At 39.8% G+C, this 22,807-nt stretch carries 16 protein-coding genes; 10 read left to right on the forward strand and 6 right to left on the reverse strand.

Annotated elements, in window-relative coordinates:
• A complete protein-coding gene (locus L3V37_RS17155; RefSeq protein ID WP_237306665.1) occupies positions 1-996 on the forward strand; it encodes a hypothetical protein in 996 nt (331 codons plus the stop codon).
• A gap of 911 nt (positions 997-1,907) precedes the next feature.
• Here the strand turns inward: L3V37_RS17155 and L3V37_RS17160 are convergent.
• The 3 genes from L3V37_RS17160 to L3V37_RS17170 form a co-directional block, all read right to left on the reverse strand.
• Positions 1,908-2,879 carry a hypothetical protein gene (locus L3V37_RS17160; protein WP_237306666.1) on the reverse strand — a complete coding sequence of 324 codons (972 nt, stop codon included), beginning with the start codon at positions 2,877-2,879 and terminating at the stop codon, positions 1,908-1,910.
• 201 nt (positions 2,880-3,080) lie between these two features.
• Complete coding sequence (locus L3V37_RS17165; RefSeq protein WP_237306686.1) at positions 3,081-3,671, reverse strand: recombinase family protein; 591 nt, start codon at positions 3,669-3,671, stop codon at positions 3,081-3,083.
• A 630-nt stretch (positions 3,672-4,301) separates the two neighbouring features.
• Positions 4,302-4,589 carry a hypothetical protein gene (locus L3V37_RS17170; protein ID WP_237306667.1) on the reverse strand — a complete coding sequence of 96 codons (288 nt, stop codon included), beginning with the start codon at positions 4,587-4,589 and terminating at the stop codon, positions 4,302-4,304.
• Between the two features lie 683 nt (positions 4,590-5,272).
• Between L3V37_RS17170 and L3V37_RS17175 the strand changes: the two genes are divergently transcribed.
• On the forward strand, positions 5,273-5,812 hold the full coding sequence (locus L3V37_RS17175) for a type IV toxin-antitoxin system AbiEi family antitoxin (RefSeq protein ID WP_130349332.1): 540 nt from the start codon (positions 5,273-5,275) through the stop codon (positions 5,810-5,812).
• Positions 5,813-6,109: 297 nt separating this feature from the next.
• On the opposite strand, the gene L3V37_RS17180 is transcribed toward L3V37_RS17175, so the two are convergent.
• Together L3V37_RS17180 and L3V37_RS17185 are read right to left on the reverse strand one after the other, a co-directional pair.
• Positions 6,110-9,157: a DEAD/DEAH box helicase gene (locus tag L3V37_RS17180; protein WP_222754712.1), complete on the reverse strand. Its 3,048-nt coding sequence runs from the start codon at positions 9,155-9,157 to the stop codon at positions 6,110-6,112.
• Positions 9,158-9,581: 424 nt separating this feature from the next.
• Positions 9,582-12,179, reverse strand: coding sequence for a DEAD/DEAH box helicase (locus tag L3V37_RS17185; RefSeq protein ID WP_237306668.1), 2,598 nt, complete (start codon positions 12,177-12,179; stop codon positions 9,582-9,584).
• 173 nt (positions 12,180-12,352) lie between these two features.
• On the opposite strand from L3V37_RS17185, the gene L3V37_RS17190 reads away from it, so the two are divergent.
• The 6 genes from L3V37_RS17190 to L3V37_RS17215 all read left to right on the forward strand — a co-directional run bounded on the left by L3V37_RS17190 (position 12,353) and on the right by L3V37_RS17215 (position 19,011).
• Positions 12,353-12,739, forward strand: a complete 387-nt coding sequence (locus L3V37_RS17190) for a transcriptional regulator (RefSeq protein ID WP_130349329.1) — start codon at positions 12,353-12,355, stop codon at positions 12,737-12,739.
• 565 nt (positions 12,740-13,304) lie between these two features.
• Positions 13,305-14,096 carry a metallophosphoesterase gene (locus L3V37_RS17195; protein ID WP_237283634.1) on the forward strand — a complete coding sequence of 264 codons (792 nt, stop codon included), beginning with the start codon at positions 13,305-13,307 and terminating at the stop codon, positions 14,094-14,096.
• Between the two features lie 288 nt (positions 14,097-14,384).
• A complete protein-coding gene (locus L3V37_RS17200; RefSeq protein ID WP_237283633.1) occupies positions 14,385-15,716 on the forward strand; it encodes an ATP-binding protein in 1,332 nt (443 codons plus the stop codon).
• A gap of 114 nt (positions 15,717-15,830) precedes the next feature.
• Positions 15,831-16,292: a helix-turn-helix transcriptional regulator gene (locus L3V37_RS17205; RefSeq protein WP_237306669.1), complete on the forward strand. Its 462-nt coding sequence runs from the start codon at positions 15,831-15,833 to the stop codon at positions 16,290-16,292.
• Between the two features lie 1,024 nt (positions 16,293-17,316).
• Positions 17,317-17,868: a DUF6795 domain-containing protein gene (locus L3V37_RS17210; RefSeq protein WP_237306670.1), complete on the forward strand. Its 552-nt coding sequence runs from the start codon at positions 17,317-17,319 to the stop codon at positions 17,866-17,868.
• A gap of 3 nt (positions 17,869-17,871) precedes the next feature.
• Positions 17,872-19,011 (forward strand): lipase family protein, encoded by a 1,140-nt coding sequence (locus tag L3V37_RS17215; RefSeq protein WP_237306671.1) that lies wholly within the window; start codon positions 17,872-17,874, stop codon positions 19,009-19,011.
• Between the two features lie 121 nt (positions 19,012-19,132).
• Here L3V37_RS17215 and L3V37_RS17220 read toward each other — a convergent pair whose 3' ends face one another.
• Positions 19,133-19,696, reverse strand: coding sequence for a porin family protein (locus L3V37_RS17220; RefSeq protein WP_237306672.1), 564 nt, complete (start codon positions 19,694-19,696; stop codon positions 19,133-19,135).
• Positions 19,697-20,094: 398 nt separating this feature from the next.
• On the opposite strand from L3V37_RS17220, the gene L3V37_RS17225 reads away from it, so the two are divergent.
• Complete coding sequence (locus L3V37_RS17225) at positions 20,095-20,976, forward strand: LysR family transcriptional regulator (RefSeq protein ID WP_064377310.1); 882 nt, start codon at positions 20,095-20,097, stop codon at positions 20,974-20,976.
• A 120-nt stretch (positions 20,977-21,096) separates the two neighbouring features.
• The gene (locus L3V37_RS17230) at positions 21,097-22,632 is read left to right on the forward strand and encodes a bifunctional GNAT family N-acetyltransferase/carbon-nitrogen hydrolase family protein (protein ID WP_005381670.1); all 1,536 of its coding nucleotides are present in this window, start codon (positions 21,097-21,099) and stop codon (positions 22,630-22,632) included.
• Positions 22,633-22,807: the final 175 nt, after the last annotated feature.

The following is a 22,807-nucleotide window of genomic DNA, read 5'->3' on the forward strand; positions in this document are numbered from 1 at the left end:
ATGAGCCTATACAATATCGCCAATAAAAACCTCACCGCACTGACACCAACCACTTTTGCAGCCGAAGGGCTGCAAGAACGGCACGATTTACAAGAAGCGCTGAAAGGCTGTATTGATGCCATCGCACCTGATTGTTTGGTGATATCAGAAGAGTTTTCAGACTGGGAAGACAGCCGTCGCCGTATTGACCTGTTAGCCATCGATAAAAATGCCAACTTAGTGGTCATTGAGCTTAAGCGGGATGAAATCGGTGCGCATATGGAACTTCAAGCTCTACGCTATGCCGCAATGATCTCTACCATGACGTTCGATAAAGCGTGTGACTACTATGCCCAATACCTGAAGAAAGAAGGCCAAGAGATTGAGGCCCGTGAAGCCATTCTAGAGTTTGTCGATCTTGATGAAAACAGCTTGGATGACTTTGGTAACGATGTTCGAATCGTTTTAGCCTCAGCAGATTTCGGTAAAGAACTCACCACTTCTGTATTGTGGCTGCGTGACAAAGGCATCGATATCAGTTGTGTGCGCCTCACGCCCTATCGCTACAAAGAAGATGTACTGATCAATGCCGAACAGATCATCCCTGTACCCGAGGTAGAAGAGTACCAGGTGAAGTTCCGCGAGAAGCGTGCCGAGCAGCGCACAAGCGTTCAAAAAGGCGAAAAAGATTACTCAGAGTATCGCTATAACGGTCATACCTATAAAAAGCGTCACCTAGCCCTAGCGTTAGTCACTGACTGGATCGAGAAGCATCAGCCACAAAGCTTGAATGATGTACTCAACGCATTTAACGAGCCAGTAAGACGACGCATTGCCATCCTAGCGGATGATATACCTCAAGGTAGAATTCGCCGTTTCCACAGCGATGAGGACGCGCTGATTACGCTGCCTAACGACGAGGTGATAGCCATCACCAACCAGTGGAGCCTAAGCAATATCACTCGATTGATTCTCTTTGCAGAGCAAAGTGGCATGGTTGTAGAAAAAGCAGACTGATTCTGTTAGTCAAAATTCCAAGTATCAAGCTTTGAGTAGAACATCGTTCTCCTCGAAGCATTTTTTATTTGTTAATCAAATACGCAATCTTTAGGTTTTGATAATTTAAGCGAGAACAGTGTTCTCGCAGTATCAATAGCCAGCTCACCAATACCGTTTGCGACACTCGCGACTCAGAGAACATTGTTCTAAGTTGAGAATCTCACTGCTATAGGATCTATAAAATCAGGGGTTGAATAAAGCCTTGAGTCAATACAACTTTGTGCTAAATAAGCTCATAGTATAATCATATTAATTACGAGCCACCCAATTAAAAATTTAAAAATATAGTTTTTTATTATACATAAAAAACTTTTGAGTCAAGTTGAAAAAACTCTTGATTAAGAAAAAACAATCTTCTATATTAAATCACGTAACAAGAAGCAGAGCTTCTATCTAGAAAGTGGCTTAAAGATATATTTAAACTAATATTACTTAACTTCAAAAGTAAAAGTAATTTCTTCCACCTCACTGGTGGCTTAAAGAAAAATTAGTTTTAATACAAGTAAATGTATCACTATTTTATCCACTAATAGATGGTTACACTTCCGCGCCAACTGGCGGTTAAGCGTTGGATAAAAAGGTCGAATTTATTTCGGCCTTTTTTATTATTAATTGTAATACTGTTATCAGAACTTTAAATTAATTCTATTTTTAGAAGATTATCCCTTTAGTTTTAATGATTAACTCTGTAAGCCTAGCTTATTAAAAGTAAGATCCCCCTACTTATCATTCGGAACATTGTTCTTCCACATAGTTTTTTATTGATTAATCAAATACCTAATCTTTACTATTTTAATATTGGGATAAGAACACTGTTCCAAGTACAGTTCAGTACACTATCGAGATGGTCGCTCATATCAAAACAGGTGTTACTTAAAAGCTAGCGTGAGATAAGGCAATACATACGCTTTGAGCTTAGACTCTATCTGTTCCACTGTTTTTAGTTGATCTGGTAGAACATTGTTCATAGGAGTTTCAACATCTATAACAGTGACCAATCCACTCGCTCGTGGTACCGTTTTTTTCGTTACCACTACCAGTGCTTCGGCTTCACTTTCAACGGCATCGAGTGCACTTAATAGAGCGTCACATTGAGATATTTGCGGTGTGTAACGAATCAGAAATCGGGTAAGGTTTATTGGGCTTACGAACACTTCCCGAGCTAGCTCTGCTGTTTCGTGGTAAAAGTATCGTTCGACTACATCTCCAGTTGCTACCTTCCAACCTTGTTGAATGGCCGCAGTCGTTATCGGCATCCAAAATTTAGAGAAATTCTCTCTTTGTGCTCTAGGCGCATTGCGTGTCAGATCGCCAATCACTGGGTGAGCAGGAACAAATCCCATGTTCATAAAACCATCTCGTAGTTCTTTGATAATTGGATTGGAGTCTTCGCATAACAAAGGGTAAATATCACGCCACAAATAATGCGGCCTCTCTATCGGCGATAGATACTTAGAGTGACTCATAACTTGGTATGAAGGCGGCAGTAACTCAGAGCGAATATAAATCACGTGATCAACAGGCAGTTGTAGATATCGCTCCAATTGAAAGAGGTTGCCACTCTCAACATTACCGATCGTTTCGGCTGCATCGAGTTTATTCTCACAGAGAGCAATTGAACCATCATCCAATATCAGACGCATGTCTGGTCGGCATCCTGGATAGATAACTTGTGTTTCGACCTTGCTGATCAACCTGCTATCTTGGTCTCCAAATATCAACCTAACAAATGCTCGATTGAAACGTTCTGAAGACCTCAACGCAGCAGCGAAGAATTCAGTTAAGTGATCCTCTTTTGCTACCGTTAGTTTTTGAGTATTGATGAATAAGCCCACAAGCATCCCTTTCTATCAGCGTCGTTTCCTAGCAGAAAGGTTATCCGATTTTCCAGTCAGAACAATGTTCTTGTATCAAATATCAGCGTGATATCTTAGTAGCCTTGCTCTAAGCAAGAACAAGGTTCTTGCAATATCGTTAAAACCTCTTAGCTAATAACTACTACTGGTAGATCTCCGCCTCTCGGTATCATGGAACATTGTTCTTCATTGAATACTTTCAGTTAACCGCTTGTTCCAATGCCGCTTGACCGTGGGGACGGAGATGCCAAGAGCATTTGCTGTCTTAGATTGACTCAGCCCTCTTGCCCTGCATTCTTGGACTTTTTGAGTTGTACTGATAGCTTCTGGTCGGCCAATCCGCTTACCCTCAGATTTAGCCCTAGCCTGCCCTTCCAACGTCCGTTCCCGAATACGGTTTCGCTCAAACTCAGCAAATGCTGAGAACATTTGTAGCATCAATCGTCCCTCTGCTGAGCTTAGATCAGCGGTCGGCAGATCAAGAGATATTGGCGTAACGCCCTTCTCTAACAGCATACTGATCGTATGCTGAACATCGATGTTATCTCTTCCAAGTCGATCAAGCTTTAGTACCACCAGTTTGTCCCCAGGCTCTAGTTTATGCTCAATCAACATTTTGAACTCACGTCGTTCTGTTGCAGGCACACTACCAGAAACTGTTTCATGTACAATTCGGTGTTCTTGAATATCGTAGCCAGCATTTCTGATAGCTAAGATCTGATTTGACACAGTTTGCTCACTAGTCGATACACGACAATAAGCTAATGTCCGTCCCATACTATCCACTACTCACTCCTTTTGGCATCACAATTGGTATCATCAATCGATTAGGTGTCATAAAAATCCGAACACTACTTTATGAGACCGTAAACACTTCATTCCCGTCTGGTATCAGAAAACGGATGCTTGTTGATACTACAGATATGTTTACATCTCGCTAAAGTTGACTACTTAAGTCGATAATTTTGACAAAGTAACTTTGCCTTAAGAAAACCTAGAAAATAAATGAATATCCGTGAGTAACAAACATTACTCTAAATTTAATTCATCTATAATAAAAACAAAGTTACTATTAATTTTCCTTGGCAATAAAATTAACACATAAAAAATAAATTTTATTTTATTAATTTTTCATGTTATAACTATTATAACTGTTATAACTATTATAAAGTTATGACTTACTATAACGCTTGAACTTTAAAAAACGAAGTTCATCGGATAAATTCATCAAAATTTGGGGAAAATTCTTCTGCCACTACTGGCACTTTCAATGCCTGCATTGACACATTGATTGCCAATATTGGCAAATTCTCTTGCCAACATCTTTAATTACGGAATTTCCAAGGCTTTTATCACTTGCCTAACACAATTCAATAGGCTTTAACGTTGTGCAAAAAAAGAACTGCATTAGAATACGTTGAATATCTCATTTTTTCTTGACTTATAACGATTACAACCATACAAACCAGGCACTCGGCATTCTTTTTTTTCTTTAATAGATTGTATTTTTGAACGAACTTGGGGAACACTGTTATTTTCATCTAAATTAATAGAATTTGCTCTACGCAATGCTTCTTCATCGGAAATGTCGTTATAAACGACTTGAAATCTATTCAACTTAGTTTCACGTTCTTCTTTTGTAGATAGATAACTCATTTCACGATTACGTTTAGAATAAACCAAAACTTGAGACATATCGACAACCCTTTTGATATATATAGATAAATTCAATGACTATTATATTTATCAAGTAATATTATCTTTGTAAAGGACCTTTAATCACTATTTTAAAAATCACATTAACATTTAATTATTAAATAAAAACCGTTTGGTTTTTTAATTATTAAATTAGAAAAATAATAATTAGTTAAGCTTCTACCTAAAAATGAAAATGATCAGATTCTGGGCTATTAGTGATGCGATTTCTCTCCTCAAAGAACCACATATTCATCACCATGAATTCTCGGTTAGGATCCTAACCGAGAAAGAACATCGGATTCTAGCTACGATTAGTACTGCTATTTCCCCTAGCCTCATAGAAACCATATTCATCCCCATAAATTCCGAGTTAGGATCCTAACCGAGAATGAACATCGCATCTGACGATTAGTGCTGCCATTTCCCCACCTCATAGTAACCATATTCATCCCCATAAATTCCGAGTTAGGATCCTAACCGAGAATGAACATCGCATCTGACGATTAGTGTTGCCATTTCCTCACCTCAAAGCAACCACATTCATCACTACGTATTCCACGTTAGGATCCTAACTCGGAAAAACCAATCAGGGATCATGAAAGGTATTAGCGATCACCACTTGTTACCTTCAATCACAAGTGGACAAAAATATATGTCATACTTACTTTTTGTGACCACTTATGAGTATTGAAGTGAGAATCGAGACTGCAGTAGAACGACTGCATAAGTTTGACAGGCAAGGTATACACGTTTATCGGAAGAGTGATCTCAGAAGGTTATTTTTTGATGATTCACTTACTGCATTCCAGCAAAGCTTGCCCCGTTTGGTAGAAGCTGGTGTACTAGAACGGGCGTGTAACGGTGTTTATGTATTCTCATACAGCCGTCATAAGGGCGGTTATACCATTGAATACATTGCTAAATGCTTGCGACGAGGAGAGTACAACTACATCTCTCTAGAATCGGCGGTTTCAGAATACAGTGTCATTTCTCAAGTGATGATAGATAGAATTACGATCATGACGACTGGACGCAAGGGAGAGTTTAGGACCCCTTACGGCGTTATAGAGTTCACACATACGAAGCGTGATGCTATTGATATTATCAACAATACTATAACTTCAGATCGCCCCCTGCGAATTGCGAAAAAAGAAGCTGCGATTCGAGATTTGAAAAGGGTTGGCAGAAACACGCACTTGATTGTAACGGATCACGATTAGGCAGATGCTGGCACTCCCAAAAACCACACAACTCACTTTTGGACAAAAGTGAGTTACTACCACCAACTTGTTTCTAGGTTTCAGATAACTTCTCGTATATCAAAAAACCAAATTCGGATCAGTCCTCGGTGCAAATCAGGGAGTGAAGAGGATTATCTTTGGGTGCAATTTCACTCTTTTACTACAGCTAAAACCAAACGTCCGTTACCAAGAGTCTGCCTGTTAAAATAATATTTTGTAAAATCTCTAGGCAATTTGGCCACCTATCATCATTTATTCCTTAGCTCTTGCCTTAAACTATGGTGAAACAAAAACTTTCAACTCAACATCATTATCATGCGCAGTCGCTAGCCAACTATTTAATAATTGAAAAGCTTGTAAGGTTTCGCCATTTGCCTCTGAGCCTAACTTTAATTGTTGCTCAAAATGGGCAGCCGAAAAGCTATTGGCAGCAACAATCCAAATTTCCTTTTTTACTGCTGTTGAGCGTCTTCTCATTGCAACGGTATCCCACAGCTCATTTAGTTTTTCTAATCTTTCTTGCTCGTTTTGAGCCGTAAAAATAACCCCTTGGAAAACTCTAATTCTTTCAGCGATATTTTGAGCAGATTCAGGAGTAGGCCAAGCCGTATGAAGCCTATTCCAATTTGAAGGCTTCAGTTCAGTATCTCCACTAATTAGCATTTCAATATTTTTTATGGCTTGCGCCCCTACTTCAGCAAGTGCTCCTGCTGATGAACGCGGGTTTATTGCACTGCCACATTTAACATGAACAAATGCTAACTTGTTTTTTGACGATACAATAAAGTCAGCAGGTTCGGTTCCCATATCCGTGTTAATCAGCAAGTCTGCATCAGGTATGTAGGGAGCAAATGGACCTAGTTCGCTTTTTGTTGGGTTAGCCAAGCCATTAGCTTTTAATTGATCCACTAAATAGAAAACCGAATCACTACTAAAGCCTCCATCGACAACCTGATGAGCACCATCTTTATATCCTTTCTCATCTAAGTTTGCGCCAACAAGAGACTCTAGCCCGATAACAACATTGGCAAGGTTGGAAGCACCTAAATCAAAACTATCAGCCACTGGAAGCGTTAATTGATAGAACTTACAATTTGAATAACTTATCCCATTAGCTAAAAGAGCTTTATGTAAGTGCTCGTTGAGAAAATCAGTTATGTCTTGCTGTTCTCCACCTTCAAGTAAATATGTTATTTCCGTTTCTGGTGCAATTTCTAGATAGGGTTCTTCTTGATTAAAGTTGACTAAGATTTTACTTTCCTCAACACCATCAACAAGCAAAGTTCCGTTGTCATAAATTAAATACAAAAACGAATTGTCGAGTGTATATTGTTCCCCTGCTATAAAAATACTTATCGGAAACTCAAACTCTGTAAAATCAAAAATCAAACTGCAAGCTTCAAAATTTTCATCAACAGATATTGGCTTTGCATATGAATGCACTAAGGCGTTCTTTATATTAATATTTGCAGATATGACGTTATCTATATCTGTAAGCCAATCATTCAGATCACCCAAAGTAAACGATGACTCTTTTTGATCTGAGATTCGCCCAGAATCTGCACCTACATAATAACTACCTTTCTTTTTATTGAGTTGGTCATAGATATCACAACGCATTGTGGCTAACCGATACGAAGCATTAGCTTGCATGTCAGCCATTTGATCTAAGTTTCGTCCTTTTACCGCAATGCTTTCAGGACGTTTTCTAGCAGAACTAATCGATTTACTACTCGCTTCTTTCGTTGAGGCTGATTCACCTAATGACATTACCTTAAGCAATTTATCGAGAGACACAGCAGAGCCGAGTTTCAAATCTTTCTCACCATTAAACCTGCGTCCTCGGCTATCATAAATTGCAACAACGTTATTTGAGAGCTGTTTATACAATGTTATTTCTAATGAAGGCTCAAAGAAAAACTGGTCTGTTAAAAACCGAGACTTATTGAACGCGATTGAGATAACACCATGAATACCAGATTCTGTAGAAAAGACTCTCGCGAGTTCACCAGCATTGTTGCAGCGCCAGTATAGATGGTCTGATAAAAGCTGAATACTGAAGCCTTGCGACTGATTTAAAAAACAAATTGATGCCGTAGGGATATTAAGAGAGCGCTCAGGTTCAAACGTATTAAGGTCAAACTTACTAACAAAGCGGTTGCCGTAATAACTAACATCAGGAAATGCTTCTAAGTAACGCTCAATCAACTTATTACTGTCTAGTGATGCTATGAATCTTTTAACTGAATCAGCACTATCTAGTGAACGATCAAATTTTCTGTAGTTCTGCCACATTTGGCTATTTGCATCGTTTTCAATCTCCAAAATCTTAGGCTCAATATCACCGTGTAGACGAACTACTCTTCCGATGGTTTGAACTAGTTCCCGACCACTATTAACTGCATAGGCTAAAACCAATAACTTCGCTTCTGGAATATCGACACCTTCATCTAGTTTCCGCTGGTGAATAATGACTTGGTAATCAGAACCTTTAAGGTTCGCTGGCACGGAAACTTTTACATTATCTCGTTCATCTTTAGTAAATTGTTCATGTATTGCTAATACCGAAAAGTCATCGTTTAGCAAATCGTAATAGCTTTTAATATCTTCGAACTTTTCACATTTGATAATGCACTTTGTGCCATCATTAGCGTCTAAGAAGTCAGTGATTTTCCCACTTAATTCATCTAAAGTAATTGACTCAAAAGTTGGTTCTTTTAAAACACCATCTGCAAGTGCTCTTTCAAAGGTATAAATATAGCTAGCGTCTTCGGTAACGTCGAATTGATACAAGTCATTCCTGTACGGGGTCGCTGTTATAACGACTTTATGAGCATCAATACCGCGTACCAATGTGCTCCATACGGGAGAAGGTTCAGCGTGCCCCTCATCAATAATAATAAGATCAACATCTTTCTTTAACCGCTCAAGCTGAGTACTATCGAAAGTTTGTAGTTTCTGGAAGGTGGAAACATAAACGCCGTTTTTAGAGGTATCATTTACATCACTATAAACAGCCTTGCGCTTGATAACCTCACCTTCAACACGATCACTAAAGAACTTCCCATCTATTTCTTTAAAGAGTTGATCACATACAGCACGTCGATGACATAAAACCAGCACCCGCTTTTGGGTTGCTTTGTGAGAGACAATACTAATTACACCCGACTTACCTGCACCCGTTGGCAAGCTAATAAGGCAAGAGTTCGCATATTCATTTAACGGCTTTTTTAAGTAACTTAACGCCGTTTGAATACTTTCTTGCTGGCAGTGTCTCAGACTTTGCCACAAATCTTCATTAACGATGAAACCACTTACATTCATTTAAACGTCCATGTTATTCTTGATTTGAGTCAACAGCTAAAGTTCGCCAGCAAAAGCTTACAAAAAAGGCCTACTTTACAGTTAACACTTAACTCTAGGGAATCCCCAGATAATTTCTCATACAATCAATATGTAGACGCGCATAGTGCTGTTTGATCTAATCAATTGCGCTAGGAAAAACTAGAACAAAACCATGCGCAACATTACCATACTGCATCAAGCGCCACTGATTTTTGCCCACTTTAGCATTACTAAAACTAAGTATGTTGTCTGGTATCTCAAACTTGTTATGGGGCACCAGTGTGCTAGCAGTGATCGTCCTGGCACGCCTCTCTCTGGATAGAAACGAGCTAGAGTACAAAATCTAGCCCATTCTATTAATATTAGTGCTAACAACTACAGACAAAATATGAACAAACATTGACTAAACAACTACTTCAAGTATCTTCGAAGCATTTTGACTCATAAGCATTTTTTTGATGCTTTCTACATCAAGTTGTTCAGTTATCAAGATATCAGCAGCTTCAGATCTCCACACCAAGTCACCTGGCTCCTGAAAGGAAGTCCTTAGCCTTCTGATTACATCTAAGACCTTTCTAGACCAATCTTTAAAATCACTTAAGCTCCAATACATGACTTCTGCCAAATGAGGATGCCCACCACTTTTCACTTTTGTTACTGGAGACAGTAATATTGGAATGATTTCTACCTTATCTGAACTACATGAATCAACGTTCGATCTTATCCAGTTGGGATGAGTTGCTACTTGCCTTGCCTTAGTCGCATTTAATGTATCACTTTCAGCATTGGCGTGGTCTTCAAACACAAAACACAAATCAGCTAACTGCCACCATGGGTCAGGGGACGCATCGACCTCGACTTTATGAGCATCAAACCCAATGTGCTCACCTAGCAACCTATGTGCTTCTTCAAACTCTCTGTCAGAGTTCAAACCTTCCCTAATTTGTTTTTCCCTTTGAGACAACTTTCTATCATGCATACACCCAAAAGAATGTAATAATGACTCTATATTCTCAACTTGCTTCATAATTAACAAGTTCTTAGCTTCATCGGCTGCCCCTTCGACAGTATTTGTATATCGACTTAAACCAACTAGCCAAGGGATGTCTTTTGCCGCTTTTTTCGCTCGTACAAAGTGCTCTCGCGCTTTAATTTGCGCGTCAGAATACCCATGTTCATTAGCAAGGTATGCAGCTGAACCAGCCAAGTATTCCCACAAAGCTCTATAACCTCGCAAATTTCCCGAAGCTAGAGTACCCAGTATTCTTTCCGCTTGGTTCAATGCTTCTTCGTAATCATATGACCAAAGAGCTTTAACATATTCGATTTCCGAAGGGACGCTACTTGCCAACTCAGCAATTCCAGGGAAGTTGGTTTTCGATTTAGAAGCTCTGAGTTCAACGATTTCACCGTTTACTTCTTCCCAATCCTCACCATTCTCAATAAAAATTGAAAAGTTTTCGACTAGGTCGCCAAAAGTGCTATCTATCGATTGCTCGACACCGAACTCTAACTCAGCTTGAAGTTCTGGATGAAAGTAATGTCGGCGAGCAGGATCAGCCAAAAAGTCTACAAGTTCAGACCCATTCACAACAACTGCTGAGTAATCTTCCAATGATCGGGTGCATCGACCAATAGCCTGAATCACTCTAGTTTGTATTCTCTCATTGAAGAGAACGTTAGCACCAATCCTGGACATCAAGAACTGCTCTTGCAAGTTTACAGTTTTCGGCAGCCCTTCAATAACTAATAAGCGACATTCATCTCCTGGAAAATCAATACCATCATATCGATTAGCAACGACAGCTGTTGCACTTTTACTGCTAATAAAAATACTCTTTGAGTCTTCTATATCACTAGCTTCAAAGACTTTTAGCGTGGTTTGGTCATTAACGGTGTCTTTTATCACCTTTGCTTGTACTTCACTTGGTACTAAGACCAAACTGCGTTCAGTTTTCTTGAGTAATTCCAAATCAAACTTCAAACAATCATCTTCAGCTAAAGAAAGTGATGGAAAAATAAAAAACCGACGACCAACACCTTGAGTATCCCAGCCTTCAGGAGTAGCTAGTCGATAAATATTTTTTCGTCCTAAGAGCCTCTCTAGGTCACCTCCTTCACCTAATGTCGCTGACATAAATATACGTTGTTTAGCATTATCAAATGCAGGGTGAACCCAGGTCGGCGCAATCAAAGGGCGAAGCAAGAACCCCTTAGACGACATATATAGATGGCACGCATGAACATTTGCCCTAAGCATTGACCAGGAGTATTTTAGCTTCGTGCCGTCCGTGTGCTCATCCAGAACATCTACCAAATCATCCTTGATTTTATGTAGGATAGGCGTTGGTAACTTATCAACCCAACCCTGATCATAAGGGCTTTCCCAACTACCAGCTAACCTTGAATAGCTTGTACCATCTAAATAAGGCCGAACTAGCGAACATAAAGCTTCGTGAACAACTTTGTGGTCATCATTAAACCTTTCAACCTCTAATGACCATAGCTTTGAAACATAGTTTTCTGCCGCATGTGCATCATCAACAATTATGATATCAGGGTCTTCAAAAAATGGATTAGTGTTGAAAACGCTACTGTATGTTGTAACAGCAACTGCCATTCCCTGCTTGTATTTTGCGACAGAACTAGGATCATAATTTGCCTTTTTGCCAGTAAAGCCTAAAACGGACAACCCATACTTGGTTTCTGCTTGTTCGACAACTTGATTTACTAATTGTTTAGTTGGGCAGAGATAGACAATTTTCTCGTTATTCTTTCGACGACGCCATTCAGCGATTAATAAACCTACTAATGTTTTTCCGCTGCCTGTTGGTAACTGTAAAGCGACATCACGGTGATTTTCAGCTTCTTCTGCATATCTTTGCATCATCAACTGCTGATGAGGAAGAACATCTGGATATTTGCGTCGAGGTAGCTCCCTAAATAACTGGTCAGGGCTTAACGAGGCTACATGACGCGCCCCACGCTTTTTAAAAGCCATAACTATTCCTTTTATGTTCTGAAATCTTTAATCTTTAATCTTACACTTAGTATGCCCTAAGTGGATATGCACACGATCACTAAAACAATGAAAGGATATCTATCCACTTTTCCTTTCAGAACAGCATCGTATACACTAGGATTCTATTACTTCGTTCTGAGAAGGATAGACTCATGAAAGCTCGCATTGGGGTTACATCGGAAGATCTCATTCGTAGGCACATGATTAATTTGGCCGCAGGCAACATTAATCATAGCAAGCATCTCCCCACATTTTGGTTCACGTCACTAAATGAAGCTTCAAAGCTACTATGTAATGAGAATATCGAACTAATGCTTCTGATCAGTAGAGAAAAGCCTGAAAGCCTAGCTGAGCTTGCGGAGATTAGCGACCATCATATCCGCGAACTCTCACGAACACTCGACGACTTATCATCAAAAGGATTCATCCAGTTCGAGGAAAAAGGCAGCGCTTGCCGCCCTATTGCTGTATTTACTGACTTTGAGATTATTCTCGGCAAAGAATTAGAGAATACACTGCAAGAAAGCTATTGTGCATGATGTCCATCACTCGTTACTGCGGCGCATGCCGCTTAAAAAGCACAGCTTTATGCTGTGCAGCCTCAAATAGGGGTTATTCTTAATACTTTCCGTCTAGGTCAACCTGCTCGTCACCAATGATCTCTTCCAGCTGCTCTGTGAGGGCTTCAGTTACTTCAAACTACCTTGCCTGTGTTGGTAGAGATATCGTAATCGAGCAAGTCAATAATCCCATTTAGCGCAACGTCACTATCATTTAAGTCGGCTTGCTCATAAAAATGCCTTAATCATGATAGTACAATTACACTCTCGCCAGCTTCAGAGAGGTTGCCTCATCAAAACACCTTTACCAAAAACAGTAAAAAACAAATAATTTCATACAGTTAAAGACAACTAAGATTTAGACACTAAAAGTTAGTGTCTAAATCTTAGTGCCGAAAAATTAAACAACACGTCCAATAATTACCGTGTACAGAAGTACCCTTCAAGTAACTTGAGTAGAAGTGCTTAGCGTATATGCTCACTTCTCTAAGCCAAATAACCGATGTACCATCGGATAGTCAATCAATCTTAAGGTTATAATAGTTTGAAGTTTTACGTTGTTTCTGACCTACACCTGGACACTCACGGAATACGCCGCGACTTTTGGCATGACTTCGATAAAGAAGCCACATTGGTCGTTGCTGGTGACACAGCGAACGGCCTCTCATGCATGGCGTATGTGAAGAATGTACTTTGCCGCCACTTTAAGACTGTGATAATGATTGCAGGAAACCATGAATGGTATAGCAATAAGAGTAAATCCTACCGCCATAGAAGTACGTCCGTTGGGTGCAAATCTAGTGCTAACTCTGACGTTCTCAAAGATTCTAGTGGTTCCGTACTAGCCAAGCTTAAGGCTCATAGTGATACAACTGAAAACCTGTTCTTTTTGAATAATGAGTCAGTTGATTTAGATGGATATAGCATTTATGGGGGAACTCTTTGGTTTCCTATTCACACATACTCGTCTACACTGATTGATGCGTACTCAGAACTGATGAATGATACAAAGTACATCAGCCATCAAATGATTGAAGAGCAGCACAAAGCATTCATTAACAACTTTCCAGAGAAAGTTGATATAGCAATATCTCACCACCTTCCATCTAAAGAAGCTTTTGCTTTCGAGCAAAATGCCAGCAGCGATTATGCTCCGTATTATCATGCAGGGTTGAGTAATGAGTTGATCTCAAGAGCTAGGTATTGGGTGGCAGGGCATCAACATGATGCTGTAGAGAAAGTCATTGCTGGCGGTAAGACCACATTTATTTGTAACCCCAAGGGTTCTGTCTGCTTAACCAGTGGAATACTTACTAATAAAGCTTATTACCTATAAGAGCTAGACAGCAAGAAACTTCGGCATCTGAAAGTCCGTTAGGGCTTTCTCGCTGCGATAATTGAGCACCTTGCCAAGCAACCAATCAGAAATGATGCATAGATTCATCACCTCCCTTCACAATCCCAACACTATCATTCGCACAAATACACACATAACACTTTTACGCGCATAAAAGTGTTATTTAATACATTTTTATGCGCATTTAAATGTTAATGCTTGCATTTTATTGCGCATTTTTGTGTAATAAACAATCGACCAGATAAGCACTTTAACTGAGGTGGCTAGATGAAACGAACACTACTTGAAAACCTACTCACCTGGAAAGACAAGCCGACAAGGAAGCCTTTGCTGATTGACGGTGCTAGACAAACTGGTAAAACATTCCTATTGCAGGAACTATTAGGAAGTACATTCGAAAATGTCCTAAGAATCGATTTTCTAGAAAGCCCTGAGTTAATGGAAGCCTTTTCAGGCTCTCTAAACCCTGATGACATCATCACCAACATTGAACTCTTAACAGGAGAAATCTTCGAACCATCGACAGATCTCCTTATTTTAGATGAAATTGGTGAATGTCCAAGAGCGGTCACCTCTCTTAAGTACTTTGCAGAAAAGGCTCCCAAAGCTTATGTTGCGGCCAGTGGTTCAAATATCGGATTGCTCACGTCCTTTCCCGTTGGAAAAGTTGAGCAGCACAACTTAAGGCCACTGACTTTCAGGGAGTTCTTGTGGGCATCTGGAGAAAAAGTACTTCAAAAAGCATTTGACCAAAAGCTGAACTCTTCAGCGGCTCATACAAAATTAATCGAACTACTGACCGATTATTATTTTGTTGGCGGCATGCCTGAAGCCGTAAACTCATGGTTCGAAAACTCAGAACTCAGTATTATTGAACGCATTGAAGCCGTATCTGAAGTCCATAGGAACTTAATTGAGGGCTACATGCGTGATTTCGGAAAGTACTCTGGAAAAGTGGACGCACAGCTAATCGAATCTGTATTTCGAAGCATTCCCGCTCAACTATCTTCGGTATTCGACGACTCCGTTAAACGGTTTAAATTCAAGGGAGTTCACGAACGCAAGTCTCGCTATGCTGAATATGAAAGTGCGATCACATGGCTTCACAAGTGTCGGCTTGCTTTAAAAAACCATCCTATTGAAGGACAGCCTCGTTCTCCTTTAGCTGCTTATCAGAAGGAAAATACAGTTAAACTATTTCTCTTTGATGTAGGGCTATTGAACCATATGCTCGGGACTGGTTACCGTGAAATCAAACAGCAAGGCTATGAATACAAGGGATATGTCGCTGAAAACTATGTTCAACAGGAAATCGCTGCGCTAGGCATTGAACCAAGTTTCTCTTGGGGAGACGCAAGAGCAGAGATAGAGTTCATTATCGCTGATGACCTAGGTCGTATCGTACCTGTAGAAGTAAAAAGCGGTAAGCGAACCCGTGCGAAATCATTGCAATCCTACATCGAGAAGTGCAAGCCCTACAAGACAATCAAACTTACAGGCACTCAAGGCTCTCCAGCAACAGAGAAAGAGCACATCGTTATGCCGCTTTACTACACCGAATACTTACTTGATCACCTCAGAGATCTAGATAAAAGCTAAGTGAGTAAGAAAATACTCATTAACATCTAAGAATCAATGTTATGAGTAATTTTTTACTCATAACATTAATAACTAATTCATAAGCTTTAGAGGATCTGATGAAGCGAGGCTGCTATGCATAAAAGTGATCCAGAAAAAAGAGAGGCTGTAGAAGAAGTCATAGCTCGTTTAAGGGCCAATCGAGATGCACCTCACGAGATATCAGAGAGATATGTCGTTAATACATCGCCCAAAACTTCAATAAATCAGAGAGTCTCAAAAATCGCCCCCTCCACTCGTCCATCAGAACGCAAAACCGAGGCAAGCAAAACCATCAAGCAACTCTTGCTTGGTAAACTTACGCAAGGTCAAGCGTTGAAATATTTACGTATTAATATACTGGGACTCAAACAGGATGTGTTCGCAAAACTCGTCGGTGTTTCAAGAAAAACACTCTCAGATATAGAGAATGATCGGGGCAGCTACAATACAGAGATTCTCAACAAGGTATTCAAACCATTTGGCTTAAAAGTCGGACTACTCCCTTCTTCTCCCGATGCGTTAAAATCGCTATTAATGGATGGTGAGGATGGGTAAAATGCTCAGTATCAGCCCTATTTATTTAGATTGAATTGCTATAACAAGCTAGTATTTTTAAATGATTTAGGAATACATGGACGCGGGTTCAGTTCCTTTTTAAGCAGGAAATTGATGTAACATTTGATGCAACACCAAATTGGTAACATCGATATAAGCCACTGAATTTACGAAGATTGAGAAATCTTTTCAACTCCCGCCAGCCCACCAAACATTTGGAAAAGGCCACCCTCGGGTGGCCTTTTTTGTATCAACAACCCACTATCCACATTGTCTTCTTTTCTCACGCACTCATGCTACCTGATAACTTTTCACGAGCATTACTGCATAACTCTGAACGTACGCCGATTTAAAAACTCGTTGAGTATTAAGTAACAGACGATACGCTCATAAATACACCACCAAAACTACACGGAAGTTCAGAAGAACTCATCCAAGGACAAAAGTGTGTCTATATGCTCTTCGATTTAAAGTGTTCTAAGTTTTTGAGTTATCAACAACTACGAGTGCTAAATCTAAGTTATAGAATTATGATGGGTTAAAGTAGAACAATTTGGGTTTATCACTAACCATCAAAAGATACTAAATAAGCCTTTTCTTTTGCTCTTGGTTATCACAATTGGCGGAAAAATAAATTATCAAGTCAATCTAGCATTACGATGTAAAGCAATAAAAATACCTCTTGACCAAGCGAATAATTAACTGTTTTCAATACGATTTCATTGTCTGAAACCTAGTATTTATAGAGTTTTTATCATTCGGTAGCTCTCGTTTATTTTGCTTTCACATTACCTGATGAAAGCCTAAAAAATCCAATACAATATAACTACCTAAGATTAGCGCAGACTGAGTGTTCCAGATTTAAACTTTATTAATTCTAATAAAAATCGGTCAAATAGATAAACATAAATCTAAAAATGTAATTTTCAAATTCACAAGTTACAGAGCAATGCAATATGAATCACATAGTTAAAATTAAATATTGTAAAAATACACAATACATATAGATTTATAGATTTTTAAAATGAAAAAAGTCGATGTGAGAAATTACTTATTTGGATTTATTACAATCATATTGTTGAGCATTAATATGAGTTTTGGAGAGAGTATATTGAATAACGATAAAGTTAACCAATACACACCACAAATCAATGGTGTGATAACAAAAAAAGGGAAGCCGATTAATAACCAAAAGGTTAGTCTTAGTATTGGTTTAAGCGCTTCAGGAAAATCAATAGACTTATCAACATTTACTGACAGCAATGGTCGGTTTGAATTTTCTCCTGTGTATGAGAACAAAGAGAGCGTTAAGATCCCGCTTATTGAACATTATGTAACTATTGTTTTAACCACAGAACTAGATATTGATGAAAGCGTTATTATTTGGGAAGGTTCGTTCGATGGCTATGAAATAGAGGATTACGTAAAAAACAATATGGCTAATCTAGTCTGTGATGCAGCAAACCCTCTTAAGTACTTTGCTTTTTCAATTGATGATGACGAAAACGATGACTACTACGTAAATAGTCAATGTGATTTATTTGGATATATTGACTCTGACTTATATGGAAATTAAAGAATGCAATCACTCTCACCAAAACTATCATCTAGAATCGCAGAAATCCCTTATTCTGTATTCGCAACTAATGTTCGTAACGTTAGTGGTTATATAGCAAAGTTTTTTACATTTGATCTAAGGAATGATGTCAAAAAAGGAACGACAAGTGGCTTTATGGGATTTGGTGGAATGACATCAGATTTTGTAGCGATAGGTCGAGGTAAGGGCGAGTTTGCCGATACTTTGGTATTTTCCTTCCGTGGCACTCAAGTAAACATCGGCGACATTATGACCGATGGAAACATTGGGATATCAGGTACCTCATCCGGTTACAGGGTACATGCAGGTTTTGTAAATCTCTTCAATACGATAAAGCCACAACTTGCAGCATACATCGCTGGTTATTCGAAAAAGAACATGAAAGCACCGAAGGCAATACACTGTGTAGGTCATAGTTTAGGTGGTGCTCTTGCTTCATTAGCGGCAGATTGGGTGAAGAGTCAGTACGGCTATAGTGTACACCTATATACTTTTGGCGCACCAAAAGTTGGCTTTAAACCATACGCAAGAAGGGAGTTAGATTCTTCCTATCGCTGCACTCATGGCGCAGATCCAGTTCCTATGTCTCCTCTTTGGCCATTTACTCACGGTGGTATTGAGTATCGGCTAGATGGAAGTTCTGGCATCTACTTCTGCGCTCATGGACTAGGAAAAAAATCTGTTCCGGGTTATGTCAATACCGCTACAAGTAATGAGTGGTCGGCACTACAACCCAAATCTCAAGCTTACCTAGAACGCAACGTATTTCTTGACTTCAACAATAGATATAATGCTCGGATGACTGATGGTTGGGTAAGTAAAATAGTCTCTTCAATTTTGACCTTATTAAGAATTTCAGGTCTGGGTCATATAATACAACAAATAGCAACTGTAGGCCTTACTGCTTGGGATCAACTAGCTAAAGCTATGGCGTACATCTCAAAACTAAAAAACGAGTATACAGAACACGTTCGCGGTATTTTAGGTCACATGAATGTAATGTCAGGTAGCGCAGCGATCGACCTATCGAGTATTACTTATAGAGTGATAAAAATTTGTTTTTCGAGACTAGTAAGAAGGTTAGATAGTCATGTTAGAAATGCTCTAAATATAGTAGAGTGACAGTAAAAGGCACGAACAATTATTCTAAAAAACGCTCTATTATCCTCAACTAGATTGAGTTCAGAAAAAGCGAAGCTATTTAGGCTTCGCTTTTTATTAGGGCTTAGAGTTGTTAACAATATTAAAATCTATATTCCACACCTAGTGATGCTTGGTTAAAGTCTGTTTCCGTGTTTGCACCGTTCGCGACATTCTCCGCATTGAGTTCTACGTCGTACCACATATATTCTGCGTTAACTAAGAAGTTATCAGTAATTTTAAAACCAACACCGGCACCAGCGAATACACCTTCATCATCTTTGTTGCCTTGGAAGCCAGCAACGTTGTAATCCGTCGAGTACCACATTTGACCGCCTTTTGCGTAAAGGTCGACACGATCAGCAATGGGAGCGGTAACTTTTAGAGCTGCTGTATAGCCGTCCGTTTCGGCATTTGCTAGGTTATTACCATAGCTACCGAAATCAATGTAACCACCTTCCAACGCTAAGTAAGGATTAAAACGGTAACCAACTAAACCTTGAATAACATCGCTGTCATCATCAAAGTCATCTTGTCCATCAACTTTTAAGTAACCGTAGTTGGCGCCAACATATACACCATGATCGTTGGAGTCCGCAGCATGTGATAAAGTACTAAACGTTGCTAAAGAAAAAAGGCTAATCAAAGTAACAACATTGCTTTTCATTTCGTTCTCCTAATATAAGTTCCATTGAAGGTTCGAATAGTAAAGAGCAAACGCAATGCCAACTTTAAATTAATGAAAAATATATTTAATTTTATAGAATACTGACAATCCTCTAAAGAACGCCGAACAAAAACAGAAAAAAAGAGCTGTCTGTTTACTTTATATAAACAATACTAAATTGAGGTTAATCACTGATGTGAAAAAGATTCTTGTTAATTTGTAGATTTTTCAAAGAAATTAAATAAACATCTAAAATACTCTTGTAGATTAATCCGTCAAAAAACGCTTAGCTAGTTTTTATAAGAAAGGAAGCTAATCACACATACGTTGCATCTTACTTTGCTTCAAGCCGTGAATACTCTACTCTTTGCCTAAGCAGAGTTTAATGGAACTGAAGTATGTTAAAAGGCAGTGAATACCCTTCTATTCGAGCATTAAGGACGTTTGTCGCGGTCTCTAATTACCTCAGTTTCTCTAAAGCAGCGGATGCCCTATGTATTACGCAAAGCGCAGTGAGCAAACAAATCGCATCGCTGGAGCAATTGGTGGGTTTACCTTTAATACAAAGAGGGACGAGTGGTATTGAGTTAACCGAAGAAGGCAAGCGTTATCTGCCGCAAGTCACAGAAGCTTTGGAGCTTATTCAGCATGCAACTGCCAACTTAATCCAGTCAGATTCAAAGCAAGAATTACTCACCGTGGACGTAACCCCTTCTTTTGCCAGCCTTTGGTTGATACCTAATATTGATGACTTCCACCAGCAACATCCTAACATCCGAGTAAGAGTCTGTACCGGGGATGGGAACGTCAAAGATTCGAGCAACGAAAGTGACTTACATATTCGCTGCCTTCCATTATCCACACATTATGAATACAGCAACTTACTGTGCGAAGAAACATTGTTATTAGTCGGTTGCACAAATGCTCCTGCAATTGAGAGTGTGCACGCTGTTAGCAATTATCCTTTTATACCTCAAATCACTCGCCCTCAGCTATGGGAGCAATTTAAAGCTGTCTACACTGTAGAATCTCCCGTTACCTATCAACCTGTAGGCGTCGAACATTTTTACCTAGCTTGCGAAGCTGTCAGAATGGGAAAAGGGCTCGCCTTGCTTCCCGATTTTATGGCGCAGTATTCGATTTTAAGAGGGGACATTCAGCATGTTCTCAACCTCTCTTTACAGAGCGGTTATGGTTATTACGTGATGATTCCAAATTATCGACTTTCAGCTAAAAAAGTAGTGGCATTTCACGAATGGCTGAAGAGCAAGCTAAGTTAATGTTGTTTCTTTAAACTCGTTTAGGTAAACCAAAACAACTCAAAGACTTCGGTATCTGTCTGCTCAAATTTATGGCATTCTCATCCATACTATTTAAAAAGGATAAATGGATAGTAGGATATGGACAGCAACACGCCAAGACTCTCTTTACGCACCATTGAGCCGACCGATTACCCAGAGCTCGCGGAATTAATGGACCTTGTTTTTCCTGATGTTGGTGGCTCATGGCCACGCCTGACCATCATGGATCTTATTCATCAGTTTCCTGATGGACAAATCTGTATTGAGGATAACGGAAAAATTGTCGGCGCAGCGCTAACAATCAAAGTGGACTACAACCGATTTTCACTTCCTCACCTGTACACCGACATCATCACCGAGAACAACGTCATCCAAAACCAAGTGACCGGTGACGCCATGTATGGTCTCGATGTATTTGTCCACCCGGACTATCGAGGGCTACGTTTAGGTCGACGTTTGTATGATGCGCGTAAAGAGCTTTGCCGTAGTAAGAACTTCAAAGCAATTTTAGCCGGTGGCCGCATCCCGAATTACCACAAATATGCTGACGAATTGAGCGTGGCTGAATACATCGACAAGATAAAACGCCGTGAGCTTCACGATCCTATTTTGTCTTTTCAGCTTGCAAATGACTTCGATGTAAAGCGTATTATGCGTGGTTACTTGCCAGAGGATAGTGCTTCTAAAGGCTACGCAACTCTACTGGAGTGGGATAACTTTTTCTACGAAGAGGATATTCAATCCGTCCATGATGTAGAAAAAACGCTGATTCGTATTGGTGTTGTGCAGTGGCAAATGCGTGCTATGAATGACTTAGAAGACTTGCTCGATCAGGCTGAGTTCTTCATTTCTTCTCTTGCGAACTACAAAGCCGATTTCGCCCTATTCCCTGAATTCTTTAACGCGCCGCTGATGGGATTGCAAAACGACCAAAATTCCGTCGAAGCAATTCGCTTTTTGGCTAGCTTTACAGAAGAGATCAAAAACCGCTTCTCGCAGATGGCCGTCACCTACAACATCAACATTATTGCAGGCAGTATGCCCGTCATCGAGGATGGCAAGTTGTATAATGTGGCCTACTTGCTGCAACGAGATGGTGAAATAAACGCTCAATATAAGATCCACATCACGCCCCATGAGCAAAAAGACTGGGTGATCGACGGTGGTGACAATGTTCAAGTGTTCGAAACCGATGCAGGCAAAGTCGGCATACTGATTTGTTATGACAGCGAGTTCCCTGAGTTGGGAAGAATGCTCGCCGAGCAAGGCGCACAAATTGTGTTCGTTCCTTTCTGGACAGACACAAAAAATGGCTACCAACGAGTACGAATCTGTTCCCAATCACGAGCCATCGAAAACGAATGCTACGTTGCAATTGGGGGCAGTGTCGGCAACTTACCTCGTGTTGATAATGTCGATATCCAGTACGCACAATCTGCCGTATTTTCACCGTCGGATATCTATTTTCCACACGATGCGACCTTGACAGAAGCAAGCGCCAACACCGAAATGATAATCTTCGCTGATGTTGATTTGACTAAGTTGAAACAGCTTAATACCGAAGGCTCTGTCACCAACTTACGTCATCGCCGCCTTGATTTGTATGGCGCATTCACCAAAGCCAAAGAGTCATAAGGATCTCCCTAGTTCGCCGCTACCAAAGAGCGTGGCGGCGAGTAAAGCCAGCTGCAGGTTGATTCTGCGCAATTATCAGAGGCATGTCAGTTTTTCTCAACGGTGAGAAACAAGAATTGACCCAATAGGACATTCGGAGTATCACTCCAACTTCATTCCGCTTTTATTAGGGGAA

Source organism: Vibrio sp. D54 (assembly GCF_021728075.1).
GTDB lineage: Bacteria > Pseudomonadota > Gammaproteobacteria > Enterobacterales > Vibrionaceae > Vibrio > Vibrio alginolyticus.

Coding starts and splice junctions, on each gene's coding strand:
- L3V37_RS17205 (WP_237306669.1), top strand. CDS start 15,831: ATGCATAAAAGTGATCCAGAAAAAAGAGAGGCTGTAGAAGAAGTCATA.
- L3V37_RS17220 (WP_237306672.1), bottom strand. CDS start 19,696: ATGAAAAGCAATGTTGTTACTTTGATTAGCCTTTTTTCTTTAGCAACG.
- L3V37_RS17225 (WP_064377310.1), top strand. CDS start 20,095: ATGTTAAAAGGCAGTGAATACCCTTCTATTCGAGCATTAAGGACGTTT.
- L3V37_RS17190 (WP_130349329.1), top strand. CDS start 12,353: ATGAAAGCTCGCATTGGGGTTACATCGGAAGATCTCATTCGTAGGCAC.
- L3V37_RS17155 (WP_237306665.1), top strand. CDS start 1: ATGAGCCTATACAATATCGCCAATAAAAACCTCACCGCACTGACACCA.
- L3V37_RS17165 (WP_237306686.1), bottom strand. CDS start 3,671: ATGGGACGGACATTAGCTTATTGTCGTGTATCGACTAGTGAGCAAACT.
- L3V37_RS17200 (WP_237283633.1), top strand. CDS start 14,385: ATGAAACGAACACTACTTGAAAACCTACTCACCTGGAAAGACAAGCCG.
- L3V37_RS17185 (WP_237306668.1), bottom strand. CDS start 12,179: ATGGCTTTTAAAAAGCGTGGGGCGCGTCATGTAGCCTCGTTAAGCCCT.
- L3V37_RS17170 (WP_237306667.1), bottom strand. CDS start 4,589: ATGTCTCAAGTTTTGGTTTATTCTAAACGTAATCGTGAAATGAGTTAT.
- L3V37_RS17180 (WP_222754712.1), bottom strand. CDS start 9,157: ATGAATGTAAGTGGTTTCATCGTTAATGAAGATTTGTGGCAAAGTCTG.
- L3V37_RS17160 (WP_237306666.1), bottom strand. CDS start 2,879: ATGCTTGTGGGCTTATTCATCAATACTCAAAAACTAACGGTAGCAAAA.
- L3V37_RS17210 (WP_237306670.1), top strand. CDS start 17,317: ATGAAAAAAGTCGATGTGAGAAATTACTTATTTGGATTTATTACAATC.
- L3V37_RS17215 (WP_237306671.1), top strand. CDS start 17,872: ATGCAATCACTCTCACCAAAACTATCATCTAGAATCGCAGAAATCCCT.
- L3V37_RS17230 (WP_005381670.1), top strand. CDS start 21,097: ATGGACAGCAACACGCCAAGACTCTCTTTACGCACCATTGAGCCGACC.
- L3V37_RS17175 (WP_130349332.1), top strand. CDS start 5,273: ATGAGTATTGAAGTGAGAATCGAGACTGCAGTAGAACGACTGCATAAG.